Genomic DNA, 12,912 nt, shown 5'->3' with positions numbered 1-12,912 from the left:
GCTAAAAACTGTAATTTTTCACATGGGCGGATGCGATAGTCTGCATCCAAAAGAGAGATAGTTAGATTCATAACTGCCCCAGGTTCTGGTATGCAGTAACTGTCCGCTTCTGGTCCAGGCTGTGTGAAAACGTTTTTGAGAGCTGCGACGGCTCGAAACGAGAGCGAAATTTTCGCTTCTATTCAATTTCTACAGCCGGTTTCTGCGAACAACCTGACAGATTTTACGTATCAACGCGCACTTCAAAGCGGTGCCCGCGTTTTCACACAGCCTGGGCCGTTTTCTGCCGTTTACGACCGGCAGATTTTGGCCGATTGCCGCCTGTCGCGCGAGCAACTTGCCCACTTCATGCATCAACTGGCTAGGGGCAATTTCGTATTGACTGCGGAAAATACTTTTCCGCGCGGAATAGACCTGCTTTTATAGCAGCGTGTGTTGCTGTCAACGCAGCGAGACGCCTTTCAAGAACCCGGCCATTGAGTCGGGTTTTTTGTGCCCATTTTTGAGCCCTGCCATCGAGCAGGGCTTTTTCGTTTTTGGTTCCGCCACGCCCTTCGCTTCGAGCTGGGAAGTGTTGCTGGAACCAATCTATTGCGCTCCCCGAAAGGGAGAAAATCCGGATGACCAACATGCCCGATAAACCAGATACCTGGCTGCTCGTTCTCGCGTGGCTGGGACAGCATGCGCCGACGATCTACGCCGGAGCATTGTCATTCGTGGTCGGTGCTTTGCGGATCATTTATGGCGGCGGCACACGACGGCAGGCGCTGCTTGAAGCGTCGCTTTGCACGCTGATTACCATCGGTTTGATCCCGTTGCTCGAGTACTTCGGCTTACCGCAGAACTTCGCCACAGCGGCGGGTGTGTTCATCGGCTTCCTTGGCGTGAAGAAGATTGCCGCTCTGGCTGACCGGTTCGCTGATTTCCAGTTTCCCAAATCGGATTCGTCGCCTTGAAGCATCGCCCTTGGTTGCTACCTCTTATGCTCCTGCTGACCTATGCCGCAACGGGTTACATCCACTGCGGCGAGTCGCCTGCATGTCAGCCACCCACCGCTCAATCATTCATTCGTGAGGTTTAGAGAATGGCCTACACTCAATACGAAACAGTCGTCGCCAACACTCCAGAGGAGCTGACGGCCAAGCTGACACAGGCCATTGCCGATGGTTGGCAGCCTTACGGCAGTCCTGTGTCCATCACTGAAGGCTTTCAAGTGCTTCAGGCGGTGGTGAAGGGATCGAGCAATGTCGGTGGCACGCCAGGCGATATCACCTCGGAGAGCATCACGGACGCCTCGGATGTTGGTAAGGCGGTGCTGGTGAGTGTCGACGCCGCCGCTGCGCGTACCGCGATAGGCGGTGGGACTTCGGACTTCTCGGGCAGTTACAACGATCTGAGCGACCAGCCTGCCATTCCCATCTTGGGTGATGCCGCGATGCTGGAAGCGGGTACCGATCTCGTCGCGCATAGTTGGTCGGCGAAACTGATCCATGACGAGGTTGCCCGGCAGATTGCAGCGTTACCCGCATGATCTTCAAACAAACTATTGCGACTGCCTCCGTTTCAAACGCGGCCTTCAACCAGGGTGGGATTCGAGGTTTCCAAATGCACCGGGGACCCTGGCAACTTCCAAGGAACACGGGGCATAAGACTCGCGCAAACGCGTTAGCGGCAGGGTCTGAAAGTTAGTTGACACAGGTTGACAGGTTGACAGCAAATCCCTGATTTCGAGCCGTCAAAGTTTGTACTTTTCCCCTCATCATTTCTCAGCACAGGCCCGCTACGATTGGTCGTAACGCCTATCTGCTCTATTCAGGTGTTCAGAATGAAACTCCCGGATAAACGCTTGGGAAGCCTGTCAAGTAAGTTGACAAGGTTACGCGTTACCCGCAAATAAACAGGTGAAGGCGTATGGCTTTTTTAACTCGCAAGGAATACGGCGAACTGAAGGGCTGGTCGAGGCAGCACATCAGTAAATTGGTCCAAAATGAAAGGCTGGTTGTGAACGGCGCCGGGTTGATTGACGTGAATGCTAGCGATCAGCTCCTGACGATGACCAGCGATCCGAGTAAAGCCGGCGTCGCTGCTCGACACGAGCAGCAGCGACTTCAGCGCGATGCCCCCAGCGAAGGCGAAGAAATCGAAGCTGATCAGCTGGGACTGACGCCGGATTTTCAGAAGGCCCGCGCTATGCGGGAACACTATTTGGCCTTGCAAGAGCAGGCCAACTTTCATACCCAGCAGGGCACACTCGTTGAGCGAAAGGCAGTGGAGAATGCAGCCTATAACGCTGGCCGCCTAGTGCGTGATCAGTTGCTGGGATTGCCTCCGCGCCTGGCCCCGGAAATGGCAGGGATGACCGACCCCTGGCAAATCGAGAGGCTTTTGACTGCAGCCATTCGACAAGCGCTGGAAGACGCCGAACGAGTGTCAAAGGCGGATCTAGAGCACGCCGTCACCCCGAGTTAAATTTATGCCCTCAGAGATCCCAAATGGTGCAGCGGTGTACCGTGAGGCGCATTTCCGCGGGCTACAACCGGACCCAGATCTCTGGATCGATCAGTGGGCCGACGAGTACATGCGTATCCCACGCGATGCCGGCGCCGCCGAACCCGGCCAGTACCGTACGGCGCGGACCCCGTATGCCCGCGAACCGATGCGCTGTTTGTCACCGGCGCATCCGTGCAAGCGCGTGGTCACCATGGTGGCCTCGCAGTTGATGAAAACCCAGATTGCCTTGAACTGGATCGGCGGCCTGATCCACATGGCGCCGTCGAACATTCTCACGCTATTGCCCAGCCTGGGGTTGGCCAAGCGGGTCTCGTCGCGCATCGGCAAGACCATCAAAGCCACCCCGGTGTTGCGCGAGCGGGTGGCGGCGAACCGTGCACGCGATGCGCGCAACACCATGGACACCAAGGAGTTCGAAGGTGGTTCGTTGTACATCACCACCGCCGGCTCAGCGGCCAACCTGTCCGAGCTGTCGGCTCGCTACATCTATGGTGATGAAGTGGATCGCTGGGTGGTGGATGTGGGTGATGAGGGCGACCCCATTGAACTGGCTGAAACCCGGGGCAGTACCTTTGGCCGTAACGCCAAGTTCTACTTTTCCAGTTCGCCGACGATCCGGGGCGCCTCGCGCATTGCCGATCTGTTCGAAACCAGCGACCAGCGTTTTTACTACGTGCCATGTCCGACCTGTGGGCACATGCAGGTCCTCGAATGGGAGCGCCTGCATTACTCGGCGGATTGCCAGCTGGCGCACTACCAGTGCGCCGGGTCTGACTGTGATGTGTTGATCGAAGAGCATCACAAGGGCGAGATGTTGGCCAAGGGCGAGTGGCGCGCCCATGCCCAGGGCGATGGCGAAACCGTCGGCTTCAACCTCAATGCGTTGTACTCGCCGCCCGGCTGGACCGGTTGGGCCGCGCTGGCCAAACAGTTCGAAAAGGCCAAGATTGCCATGTCCCGCGGTGATCTGGAGCCTATGCAGGTGTTCTATAACACCCGTCTGGCCAAGGTCTGGGACAGCGCCCAAGAGCAAACCAAAGCCGATGTGCTGATGGCTCGGGCCCGCCTTGAAACCTATGGGCTGGGTTCGATGCCGTTTGCCGTGCTGATGCTCACCGCCTCGGTCGACGTTCAAGCCAACCGTCTGGAGTTTATGGTGGTGGGGTGGGGCGCCGGCATGGAGCGCTGGATCATCGACTACCAGGTGATCTGGGGTGATCCCTCCGATGAGCGTACCTGGTCGGTGCTCGACGACAAACTCAAGGTGCGTTACCCGCATCCATGTGGTGCGCAGCTGACGATCCGCGCCGCTGGCATTGACTCCGGCGGCAACCACACCGACGAGGTGTATCAGTTCTGCCGGCTGCGCCGCTGGCGCAACATCTTCGCGGTCAAGGGTGCGAGCAAGCCGGGTCGACCGGTAATTGCGCAGCGGCCATCGATGATGGATGTCACCTGGAAAGGCCAGACCGAGCGCAAAGGCGTAGAGCTATGGCTCATCGGTACCGACACCGCCAAGGACTGGATTTACAACCGCTATCCGGTGGAAGACGGCCCCGGTGCATTGCACTTTGCCAACGACCTGCCGGACGATTTTTTTGCCCAGTGTGTCGCGGAGCGCAAGGTGACCCGCTACGTCAAAGGCTACAAAAAAATTGAATGGGTCAAGGGCAAAGCGGAGCGCAACGAAGCCCTCGATCTGATGGTGTACAGCCTGGCGATGGCGCATTACCTAGGGCTGAACCGCTACAAGGAACACGACTGGGAGCGGGTGAAAAACGCGCTGTTTCAAGCGGCGCCACCGGGCGAGAAACCCGTCACGGTCGAACGTGTCAGCGCTCCGGTAACACCCCGGCAGCCACCTGCTGATTCCGTACCGCAACCGGCCAAGCCGGCAGTGGCACCGCTGCCCGTAGCACGCCCCCCACAACGTCGAAGCTCCAGCAGCGGCTACCTCAAGCGGCGCTGAGTGGAAGCACGCAGTTTTACCTTACGTAGTTTTTCTCTTTTAGAGCGATCCCCATGGCCTTTACCCAACAGCAACTCGATGCGGTCGAGACGGCAATCGCACGCGGCGAGAAAATCGTGCGCTACGCGGATCGAAACGTTGAGTACCGTGACATCGACGAACTGCTCAGGGCGCGCGACGAAATTCGCAGCTCGCTGATCGCGGCGGCGGGGCCTCGGTCGCGTGTCGTGCGGCTTTACCATGGAGGCAAGGGACTCTAATGGCTCGTCAGTTTCCCACCTTGGGTCGCAGCGGTTTCCTGCTCCCGTCGAACATCAAGGCCAGTTACGAAGGGGCCGCCGAAGGGCGTCGCTCCGCCAGTTGGGATGCACCCGACGCCGGCTTCAACAGCATTGCCATTCCGGCATTGCGCAACCTGCGCTCACGTTCCCGGGCGGCGGTGCGCAACGACCCGTACGCCTTCAACGTCATCGACAAACGGGTCAGCAACCTGATCGGTACCGGCATCACGCCACGGCCGAAAACCCAGGACGATGAACTCCGGCACCTGCTGCAGGAACTCTGGGCCGATTGGGCCGAAGAGTCCGACGCCGATGGCTTGACCGACTTCTATGGGCAGCAGGCGCTGATCGCCCGGACGGTGGAAACGGCTGGCGAATGTTTCGTCCGCTTGCGCCCACGAAGCCTCGACGAAGGCTTGGTGGTGCCGTTGCAGCTTCAGGTGCTGGCCCCGGAATTTGTGCCGCACGACAAGTTCGAGGCCACACGCAACGGCAATGTGATCCGTGCTGGCATTGAGTTCAGTCCGGACAGTCGCCGAGTAGCGTACTGGATGTATCGCTCGCATCCCGGCGACGCCTCGTCATTGAACAGTGGTTACAACCAACTGGTGCGCGTGCCGGCCAGCCAGGTGCTGCACATTTTTGAACCGGTCGAGCCGGGTCAGTTGCGTGGCTTGCCGCGGTTGTCGCCGGTCCTAAAACGCCTGCGCAGCCTGGACAACTACGACGATGCGGTGTTGTTCCGCCAGGAGGTGGCCAACCTGTTCGCCGGCTTCATCAAAAAGCCGTCACCGGATGACATTCAAACCCCGATCGATCCCGTCACCGGCGCGCCGCTGAACCTGGCCTCGGACGGCTTCACGCCCATGGTCGCGTTGGAGCCCGGGACCATGCAGGAGTTGTTGCCCGGGGAGGAGGTCGAGTTTTCCACGCCGCCGGACGCGGGCAACAACTATTCGGATTTCATGCGTCAGCAATTAATGGCCGCGGCCGCCGGTGCGGGGATGCCGTACGAGATTCTCACCGGCGACATGCGTGACGTGAATGACCGGGCGCTACGGGTGGTGCTTACCGAGTTTCGGCGTCGTCTGGAGCAACTGCAATTTGGGGTGTATGTGCACCAGCTGTGTCGCCCGGTGCGAGCGGCCTGGATGGACATGGCGGTGCTCAGTGGCGCCGTGTTGTTGCCGGACTACGCCCAGCGCCGCCGTGAATACCTGCGTACGCGCTGGGTGCCGCAAGGCTGGGCCTATATCCATCCGGTTCAGGATGTTCAGTCACGCACGATGGAAGTCAACGCAGGCTTCGCCTCGCGCAGCGAGATGGTCCTGCGCACCGGGTATGACGCGGAAACGGTGGACGAAGAAAACGCCGCCGATGCCGAACGGGCTCGCGGCAAGGGCCTCAACTACAGCACGCTCGTCGACCTCCTTCAGGCGCTCGACGACAAGGATCAAACATGAGCAAACACACGCGTCCGCACATTTACAACAAGGCTGGCCAGCGGGTGCCGGTACAGGACAAAAGCTGGTACACGGTGCAGGCCAGCGGTGACGCTGAACAGCGCACCATCGAAGTGTTCGTGTATGGCGAGATCGGTTACTGGGGTGTCACGGCCAACCAGTTCGTGCAAGACCTGCGCGCCGTGGATGACGGCGTATCTCCGGTGATCGTCGCGTTCAACAGCATCGGCGGTGACCTGTTTGACGGCCTGGCCATTCACAACGCGTTGTCGCGTTTGGGCGAGCGTTGCACCGGGCGTATCGATGCCTTGGCCGCCAGTGCGGCCAGCGTGGCGGTGTGTGGTGCCCACAAGGTGGTGATCGCGTCCAATGCCATGTACATGATCCACAACCCCTGGACCTATGCCTCGGGTGACGCGGACGACTTGCGCAAGGTGGCCGACGCCCTGGACCAGACACTGGAAGCGATTATCGCGGCCTACAAGTCCAAGGCGCCGAACATTGATGAAGCCGAGCTGCGGCGCATGGTCGATGAAGAAACCTGGCTCACCGCCAATGAAGCCGTGGCCCTGGGCTTGGCCGATGAGGTCGGCGAGGGCGTCACGGTCAAGGCCTGCCTCGGACAGGGCGCGGTGCTCCAGCGTTACCAGCACGCACCGGCCGAACTGCTGGCCCAACTTGATGAGGCGCTCGAGCCGACTCCGGAGCCGGAGCCACACGATCCACCCGCTCCTGCTCCTGCTCCCGTGGTCGACTCGGCCAAGTTGGCGTTGTTGATCACTCAGCGTTGTGCCGAGTCGGGGATCAGCAACCTGGTCGCGCCGCTGCTCAGCTCGACCAAGCTTGAAAGCGAAGAGATCGTCCAGGCGGGTCTGACCCGGGCCAAGGTGGTGCATGACCTGTGCGTCGCGGCACGGTTGCCTGAGTTCAGCGCCGAATTTGTCGCGGCGGGGCTGGACGAACCCGCCGTGCGGGCGCGGCTGTTCGACAAGATTGTCAGCAGCGGCAACGGCTTTGAAATCGACAACAGCTTGCCCCTCAATCATGACCCCGCACCGAAGGTGCAGGCGAAACAACCAGATGCCCCCTCGATCTGGGCGGCCCGTCAGTCGGCCCACGGTGGGTCATCCAAATCTGCAAAAGGAGCACGAGCATGACCGTAAAGTACGAAACGCTGCACGCTGGCGAGTTTCTGCTCTCCGAAGGGGCCGGGAAGATCTCTCGTGAATCCATTCTGGTGGCCGCGGGTGCTGCCTTGAATGCCGGCCAGGTGCTGGGGCTGGTCACCGCGACCAATGAGTTTGCACCCTACGATCCCGTCGCCATCGATGGTACGGAAGTGGCGGCGTGCATCTTGTACGGGCCGCTGGGCGAGTCGACCGAGGAACGTCGGGCCAGCGCGGTGGTGCGGCTGGCCGAGGTCAGCGAGGTGCATTTGACCGGGCTCGATGCTGGTGCCGAGGCTGCCTTGGCGGCTCAATTTGTGATTGTTCGCTAAGTCAGTCCCCCTTTTCCCAACCCCGCCCTGTGCGGGGTTTTGTTTTTCTGGAGAGTCCTTTCATGGCCGATATTGGCATTTTTACCGACGATGTTTTTTCTGTGTCCTCGCTGACGGCGGCGATCAATGAGCAGGAATACCTGCCGGGCCGCATCAGCAGCCTGGGCCTGTTTCGCGAAGAGGGCATCACCACCCTGACCGTGCAGATCGAAAAGGACGGCAACACCCTGGCCCTGGTGCCGGCGGGTGAACGTGGCACCTCGGGTCTGGTCGTCGGCGCGAGCAAGCGTCAGATGATTCCGTTCAACACCGTGCACCTGCCGCAGCGTTTCACCATCAAGGCCGATGAAATTCAGGGCATTCGTGCCTTTGGTACGGCGACCGAGCTGCAGGCCGTACAGGGCGTGGTCAATGCACGCCTGGGCAAAGCCAAGCGTCAGCTCGATGCCACCCATGAATTCCAACGCATGGGCGCACTCAACGGCCTGGTATTGGATGCGGATGGTTTCACGGTCCTGCTGAACATCTATCAGGCGTTTGGTGTGGAGCAACAAGTCCTGTCCATGGGCCTGAACGACCCAGCCACAAAAGTCCGGGTCAAGTGCGCCGAAGCGCTGGACATGCAGGAGGATGAATTGGGCAACGTCACCAGCTCGGGTTCGCGGGCCTTCTGTGGCAAGACCTTCTGGGACAAACTGATCACGCACAAGTCGGTTGAAGAAACCTTCCTCAATACGATCCAGGCAGCCGAGTTGCGTGGCGATGCACGGGAAAGCTTCGAGCTGGGCGGCATTGTCTGGGAACGTTATCGCGGGCGCATCGCCGGGGTGGCCTTTATCCATGACGATCAAGCCTTGCTGATTCCGGAAGGCGTACCGGATCTGTACATCTCCTGCTTTGCCCCGGCGGACTACATGGAGACGGCCAACACCCAAGGCCTGCCGTATTACAGCAAGCTGGAGCCAATGCCGTTCAATAAGGGCATGTCTGGCGAAGCCCAGTCCAACCCGTTGCACCTGTGCACGCGGCCACGGGCGCAGATCCTGCTGACGCTCTGAGCATGGCCTTTCGAGACCTGGTCGCGCAGATCGACAGCGTGGTGTTCGACACTTTGGCCGACGTCGGCTACATCGAAGGTCGGCGGGTGCTGGGCATGTTCGCGGCGCCCTGGTTGCAGCCAAAAATTGGACGGACGAAAACGGGGCTGCGTGAACCTTGCTTCGAGGTCCGTGTGGCTGATGCGGCAGGCGTTGAAAAAGCGCAAACGGTGCAGATCGAGCTGCCCGCCTTGGATGGCGGGGGCGAATACACCTTGATCGGCATTGAACCGGGTGGTGATGGCATGGTGGCGTTGATCCTGAGGTTAAATCCATGAGCGCCGTACCAATCACCTTGCAGCTCTCGGCCAAGGACATGCAGGCGTTTAACGACTTGGCCAAGGTGGTGCCCAAGGCGGTTGCCGCCGCTCAGCGCCGAGCGATCAACAAGACCTTGGGCTGGCTGGCCACGCGTATTGCCAGGGATGCCAGCCGGCAGGAGCGCATCGCATTGCGGGCGGTGCGTCAGCGTCTGCGCAGCTATCCGATCAAAGGCAACGCCGACTCAGGAAAGCTCTGGTTCGGTGTCAACGCGATGGAAGCCAGCCGGGTAGGGAAGCCCAGGCAGGGCAAGGCCGGTGTCTCGGTGGCGGGGCGGCGGTATCAAGGCGCCTTCTACAAAAAAGTGTATGGCAACAAGGCGGACATCTGGATCCGTACAGCCAGCAAACATTTCAATCCGGATGACTATCCCGGCGGCGCGTCCGCAGCTGGAGGCACGAGTTCGGGCTGGATCGCGGAAAACGATGATCGCTTTCCACTGGCCAAGGCCAAGGTCTCGCTCGAAGACGTCGAGGGGCCGTTCAATGCCTGGGCGCAAAAAGCCGACGAGCGTCTGCTGGTCGTGCTCAAGCAGGAACTGAACTTTGAACTGCACAAATACCTGAAAGGAACGACTCGTGTCTGATCAATCACTGACGCTCGATGTCCTGTACGCGGCGATCGAAGAGCACATTCGACAGGCGTTGCCGCAGCTGAATTTTGTGGCGACCTGTCCTGAAATTGATGGCAGGGTCGGACTGCCGCTGCCCGCCGTGTTTCTGGAACCGGTGGAATTTGAACCCGGGACAGACATTGGCACCGGCGAAACGGTGCTGGTGCTGCGTTTTGAAGTGCGGGCCATCGTCGGGCCCGAACTGGCGCGGCATCAGCAGCTGGGCGCGCAGCTGGCTACACAGATCGCGATCCTGCTCAGGGCGCAGACCTGGGGATTGGATAACGTCGAACAGGCGCAGTTCGTGGCCTCGCGTCAGGACTGGACCAAGCCGGAGCTGGATGGTTACACCGTGTGGACGGTGGAGTGGACCCAGCAGATCTACCTCGGGGAAGTCGAGTGGCTGTGGCCCAACGAACCGCCCGGCACGCTGTACCTGAACGTCGACGGCTGCACCGGTACCGGCAATGAAGATCACTACTTTCAACCGGAGGATCTGGCATGGGATACGCCAGCGCTGAACACGACCGGATGATTGCCGCGATGCTGATGCCCTGCGTGGTGGTCGGCGTCGATCTTCTGGCCGCCCGGGTGCGGGTCAAGGCCGGGGCCTGGGTCAGTGCCTGGGTGCGCTGGCATAGCTTGGCTGCCGGCAAAGCACGTCACTGGCGGGCGCCGAGTCCGGGGGAGCAGGGCGTGTTGTTCAGCCCCAGTGGCAACCCGGCCACGGGCACCTTTATCCCGGGGTTGTATGGCAACGCCGGGGCGCCGCCGGACAACCGCGATCATGTCGAAGCCTGGTGCTTCGACGATGGCGGCTCGCTGGTCTACGACTGGCAGGCCGGCAGTTACAGCATCGATCTGCCCAGCGGCACCCAAGCGACGATCACGGTCGGCGGCTCGCTGTTCGAGGTGACACCGGATCGGATCCGGGTGACGGCCAGCCAGATCATCCTGGCGGGTGAGGTGAGCATCGACGGCACGCTGAGCGTGTCCGGTGACATCAGCGGCGCCGGGACGATCATGGATGCCGGCGGCAACAGCAGCAACCACTCGCACTGAGTGAACATTCACTTTCAGCCCGCCGCGCGCGGGCTTTTTCATGTCTGGAGAAAAAGCATGACGAGTAAAACTAAGGGCGTATCAGCGGCCAGTGAGGCACCCGCGCCGACCACGCTGAGCGTCTTTCGCGACACGCTGTTTACCTCGCGGGTGCTGGTCCTGCTGGAGGCGGGGCGCACCTTGAAAGTGGAAAAAGGGCAGGTCGCGGTGGCGTCGGATGACACGGTCGCGCTCGAGTATTTGCGCGGTCGTAAGGATTTTGTCGCGGTCGAGGGTTGATCCAATGATCGGGATGATCGGACTGGACCGCCGCACCGGGCAGCTTATTTCCGGCCTCGATCACCTGCGCCAGTCCATCGAGGACATTCTCTCCACCCCGCTGGGCAGCCGGCGCATGCGCCCGGAGTACGGCAGCAAGCTGCGGCGCTTTGTCGACCTGCCGGTCAACGACGGCTGGAAAAGTGCCGTGCAGGCGGAAGTGGCGAGCACCCTCGGGCGTTGGGAACCCCGTCTGAAGCTGGGGCGGGTGCGCGCCGTGGCGATCCTCGACGGGCGTATCACCTTTGAGCTGACCGGGCAGTACCTGGGCAGCGACGTGACTTTGGAGGTGTCCGCATGACCATGGAACTGGCGGCACTGCCGCCACCGCAAGTCCTCGAGGACCTCGACTTTGAGGAGGTTTACCAAGAGAAACTGGAAGCCTTCCGCCTGAGCATGGGCGACAACTGGAGTGCGGAACTGGAAAGTGACCCGGTGCTCAAACTCGTCGAGCAGGCCGCATACGGTGCCGTGCAGAACCGGGCGCGGGTCAATGACGCGGGCAAGGCCTTGCTGTTAGCCCATTCTGTGCGTGCCGACCTCGATCACCTGGCCGCGAACGTCAACCTGCAACGTCTGGTGATTCAGGCTGGAGATCCGAGCACGGTACCGCCAACGCCGCAGGTGCTCGAGGAGGACGATGCCCTGCGCGAGCGGGTGCAGATGTCGTATGAGGGACTGACCACGGCGGGGCCGCGTAACAGCTACATCCTGCATGCGCGCAACGCCTCGGGTCTGGTGGCCGATGCTACGGCGGAAAGTCCGTCACCGGCCGTGGTGGTGTGCACCGTGCTCAGCCTGGAAGGCAGCGGCGCGGCTTCGCCCGAGCTGCTGGAGGAGGTCCGCCTGCATCTGAATGATGAAGACGTGCGGCCGGTGGCCGATCGCCTCACAGTGCAAAGCGCCGTGGTCATCGATTACCACATTGAAGCGGTGTTGTACCCGCAGGCGCCGGGCCCGGAGAACGAAGCCTACCTGGCCGAAAGCCAGAAACGCCTGAGCGAATGGATCAACCCGCGACGGCGTCTGGGTCTGGAAGTGGCGCGTTCGGGCGTCGATGCGCAACTGCACATTCCCGGCATCGCCCGGGTTGAGCTGCTGGACTGGAACGACATCCAACCGAGCAAGGCCGAGGCGGCATATTGCACCGGTTACAGCGTGGTCCTGGGAGCCAGTCTGACATGAGTACTCAGTTGCCGCTTAACAGCACACCGCTGGAACTGGCCATGGAAGCGGCCAACTACGAAAACACGCTGATTCCGCTGCGCAGCTTGTACAACGCCGACACCTGTCCTGAGCACTTGATGCCATATCTGGCCTGGTCCTGGTCGGTGGACCGCTGGAACAACAACTGGACCCAGGAAGCCAAGCGCACGGCGATCCGTTCGGCGTACGACGTGCATGCGCGCAAAGGCACCATCGGTTCGCTGCGTCGGGTGGTCGAGCCCTTGGGCTACCTGATCGATGTCGTGGAATGGTTCGACACCGTGCCGGAAGGCGTGCCCGGCACCTTCGCCCTCGAGGTGGGGCTGAATGACTCGGGCATCACCGAGGAGCTGCACGAGGAACTGGCGTGGTTGATCGACGATGCCCGCCCGGTCAGCCGGCACATGACCAACCTGGCGCTGAGTCTGCAAACCGAGGGCGTGCTGGGGATTGCCGTGTGCGTGCAAGAGGGCGAAGAAATCGACGTTTACCCGCCAGCCCCGCAAGACATCGACGTGACCGGCACGTTTGGCCCGGCGCAGTGAGTCGATGAAACCGATACTTTGGACGTTT

Annotated in this window: 18 protein-coding genes; all 18 read left to right on the top strand. The window is 60.9% G+C overall.

Annotation, left to right across the window (positions count from 1 at the left end):
- Window positions 1–123 precede the first annotated feature (123 nt).
- The 18 genes from CKW19_RS28540 (at window position 124) to CKW19_RS18700 (ending at window position 12,884) form a co-directional block, all read left to right on the top strand.
- Entirely contained in the window at window positions 124–426 is a 303-nt protein-coding gene (locus tag CKW19_RS28540) for a hypothetical protein (RefSeq protein ID WP_143500369.1), read from the top strand.
- A 194-nt stretch (window positions 427–620) separates the two neighbouring features.
- On the top strand, window positions 621–956 hold the full coding sequence (locus CKW19_RS18780) for a phage holin, lambda family (protein WP_095059248.1): 336 nt from the start codon (window positions 621–623) through the stop codon (window positions 954–956).
- 128 nt (window positions 957–1,084) lie between these two features.
- Entirely contained in the window at window positions 1,085–1,531 is a 447-nt protein-coding gene (locus tag CKW19_RS18775; protein WP_095059246.1) for a DUF1737 domain-containing protein, read from the top strand.
- Window positions 1,532–1,911: 380 nt separating this feature from the next.
- Window positions 1,912–2,469, top strand: a complete 558-nt coding sequence (locus tag CKW19_RS18770; RefSeq protein ID WP_095059244.1) for a terminase small subunit — start codon at window positions 1,912–1,914, stop codon at window positions 2,467–2,469.
- Window positions 2,470–2,473: 4 nt separating this feature from the next.
- Window positions 2,474–4,480, top strand: coding sequence for a phage terminase large subunit family protein (locus tag CKW19_RS18765; protein WP_095059242.1), 2,007 nt, complete (start codon window positions 2,474–2,476; stop codon window positions 4,478–4,480).
- Between the two features lie 53 nt (window positions 4,481–4,533).
- Window positions 4,534–4,740, top strand: a complete 207-nt coding sequence (locus tag CKW19_RS18760; RefSeq protein ID WP_095059241.1) for a phage head-tail joining protein — start codon at window positions 4,534–4,536, stop codon at window positions 4,738–4,740.
- Window positions 4,740–6,224: a phage portal protein gene (locus CKW19_RS18755; RefSeq protein ID WP_095059239.1), complete on the top strand. Its 1,485-nt coding sequence runs from the start codon at window positions 4,740–4,742 to the stop codon at window positions 6,222–6,224. Before CKW19_RS18760 ends, CKW19_RS18755 begins: the two co-directional genes overlap by 1 nt.
- Window positions 6,221–7,381: a head maturation protease, ClpP-related gene (locus tag CKW19_RS18750; protein WP_095059238.1), complete on the top strand. Its 1,161-nt coding sequence runs from the start codon at window positions 6,221–6,223 to the stop codon at window positions 7,379–7,381. The genes CKW19_RS18755 and CKW19_RS18750 overlap by 4 nt, the downstream gene beginning before the upstream one ends.
- A complete protein-coding gene (locus tag CKW19_RS18745; RefSeq protein WP_095059236.1) occupies window positions 7,378–7,722 on the top strand; it encodes a head decoration protein in 345 nt (114 codons plus the stop codon). The genes CKW19_RS18750 and CKW19_RS18745 overlap by 4 nt, the downstream gene beginning before the upstream one ends.
- A gap of 62 nt (window positions 7,723–7,784) precedes the next feature.
- A complete protein-coding gene (locus tag CKW19_RS18740; protein ID WP_095059235.1) occupies window positions 7,785–8,780 on the top strand; it encodes a major capsid protein in 996 nt (331 codons plus the stop codon).
- A gap of 2 nt (window positions 8,781–8,782) precedes the next feature.
- Window positions 8,783–9,097 carry a hypothetical protein gene (locus CKW19_RS18735; RefSeq protein ID WP_095059233.1) on the top strand — a complete coding sequence of 105 codons (315 nt, stop codon included), beginning with the start codon at window positions 8,783–8,785 and terminating at the stop codon, window positions 9,095–9,097.
- On the top strand, window positions 9,094–9,726 hold the full coding sequence (locus CKW19_RS18730; protein ID WP_095059232.1) for a phage tail protein: 633 nt from the start codon (window positions 9,094–9,096) through the stop codon (window positions 9,724–9,726). The genes CKW19_RS18735 and CKW19_RS18730 overlap by 4 nt, the downstream gene beginning before the upstream one ends.
- Window positions 9,719–10,288 carry a hypothetical protein gene (locus tag CKW19_RS18725; RefSeq protein WP_095059230.1) on the top strand — a complete coding sequence of 190 codons (570 nt, stop codon included), beginning with the start codon at window positions 9,719–9,721 and terminating at the stop codon, window positions 10,286–10,288. The genes CKW19_RS18730 and CKW19_RS18725 overlap by 8 nt, the downstream gene beginning before the upstream one ends.
- The gene (locus CKW19_RS18720) at window positions 10,255–10,815 is read left to right on the top strand and encodes a phage baseplate assembly protein V (protein ID WP_095059229.1); all 561 of its coding nucleotides are present in this window, start codon (window positions 10,255–10,257) and stop codon (window positions 10,813–10,815) included. The genes CKW19_RS18725 and CKW19_RS18720 overlap by 34 nt, the downstream gene beginning before the upstream one ends.
- 57 nt (window positions 10,816–10,872) lie before the next feature.
- Window positions 10,873–11,094 carry a hypothetical protein gene (locus tag CKW19_RS18715; protein WP_095059227.1) on the top strand — a complete coding sequence of 74 codons (222 nt, stop codon included), beginning with the start codon at window positions 10,873–10,875 and terminating at the stop codon, window positions 11,092–11,094.
- Window positions 11,095–11,107: 13 nt separating this feature from the next.
- Window positions 11,108–11,434: a GPW/gp25 family protein gene (locus CKW19_RS18710; RefSeq protein ID WP_043302559.1), complete on the top strand. Its 327-nt coding sequence runs from the start codon at window positions 11,108–11,110 to the stop codon at window positions 11,432–11,434.
- Complete coding sequence (locus CKW19_RS18705; protein WP_095059226.1) at window positions 11,431–12,318, top strand: baseplate J/gp47 family protein; 888 nt, start codon at window positions 11,431–11,433, stop codon at window positions 12,316–12,318. The genes CKW19_RS18710 and CKW19_RS18705 overlap by 4 nt, the downstream gene beginning before the upstream one ends.
- Window positions 12,315–12,884, top strand: coding sequence for a phage tail protein I (locus tag CKW19_RS18700; RefSeq protein WP_095059224.1), 570 nt, complete (start codon window positions 12,315–12,317; stop codon window positions 12,882–12,884). Before CKW19_RS18705 ends, CKW19_RS18700 begins: the two co-directional genes overlap by 4 nt.
- Window positions 12,885–12,912 lie beyond the last annotated feature (28 nt).

This window comes from Pseudomonas sp. Irchel s3f7 (assembly GCF_900187615.1).
Classification (GTDB): domain Bacteria; phylum Pseudomonadota; class Gammaproteobacteria; order Pseudomonadales; family Pseudomonadaceae; genus Aquipseudomonas.
Note: the sequence above shows the minus strand (reverse complement) of the source record. Positions and strands in the feature narration are given on the sequence as shown.

What these genes read in the sequence shown, in the direction of transcription:
- CKW19_RS18780 (WP_095059248.1), top strand. Translation starts at nt 621, where the DNA reads ATGACCAACATGCCCGATAAACCAGATACCTGGCTGCTCGTTCTCGCG.
- CKW19_RS18775 (WP_095059246.1), top strand. Translation starts at nt 1,085, where the DNA reads ATGGCCTACACTCAATACGAAACAGTCGTCGCCAACACTCCAGAGGAG.
- CKW19_RS18770 (WP_095059244.1), top strand. Translation starts at nt 1,912, where the DNA reads ATGGCTTTTTTAACTCGCAAGGAATACGGCGAACTGAAGGGCTGGTCG.
- CKW19_RS18765 (WP_095059242.1), top strand. Translation starts at nt 2,474, where the DNA reads ATGCCCTCAGAGATCCCAAATGGTGCAGCGGTGTACCGTGAGGCGCAT.
- CKW19_RS18760 (WP_095059241.1), top strand. Translation starts at nt 4,534, where the DNA reads ATGGCCTTTACCCAACAGCAACTCGATGCGGTCGAGACGGCAATCGCA.
- CKW19_RS18755 (WP_095059239.1), top strand. Translation starts at nt 4,740, where the DNA reads ATGGCTCGTCAGTTTCCCACCTTGGGTCGCAGCGGTTTCCTGCTCCCG.
- CKW19_RS18750 (WP_095059238.1), top strand. Translation starts at nt 6,221, where the DNA reads ATGAGCAAACACACGCGTCCGCACATTTACAACAAGGCTGGCCAGCGG.
- CKW19_RS18745 (WP_095059236.1), top strand. Translation starts at nt 7,378, where the DNA reads ATGACCGTAAAGTACGAAACGCTGCACGCTGGCGAGTTTCTGCTCTCC.
- CKW19_RS18740 (WP_095059235.1), top strand. Translation starts at nt 7,785, where the DNA reads ATGGCCGATATTGGCATTTTTACCGACGATGTTTTTTCTGTGTCCTCG.
- CKW19_RS18735 (WP_095059233.1), top strand. Translation starts at nt 8,783, where the DNA reads ATGGCCTTTCGAGACCTGGTCGCGCAGATCGACAGCGTGGTGTTCGAC.
- CKW19_RS18730 (WP_095059232.1), top strand. Translation starts at nt 9,094, where the DNA reads ATGAGCGCCGTACCAATCACCTTGCAGCTCTCGGCCAAGGACATGCAG.
- CKW19_RS18720 (WP_095059229.1), top strand. Translation starts at nt 10,255, where the DNA reads ATGGGATACGCCAGCGCTGAACACGACCGGATGATTGCCGCGATGCTG.
- CKW19_RS18715 (WP_095059227.1), top strand. Translation starts at nt 10,873, where the DNA reads ATGACGAGTAAAACTAAGGGCGTATCAGCGGCCAGTGAGGCACCCGCG.
- CKW19_RS18710 (WP_043302559.1), top strand. Translation starts at nt 11,108, where the DNA reads ATGATCGGACTGGACCGCCGCACCGGGCAGCTTATTTCCGGCCTCGAT.
- CKW19_RS18705 (WP_095059226.1), top strand. Translation starts at nt 11,431, where the DNA reads ATGACCATGGAACTGGCGGCACTGCCGCCACCGCAAGTCCTCGAGGAC.
- CKW19_RS18700 (WP_095059224.1), top strand. Translation starts at nt 12,315, where the DNA reads ATGAGTACTCAGTTGCCGCTTAACAGCACACCGCTGGAACTGGCCATG.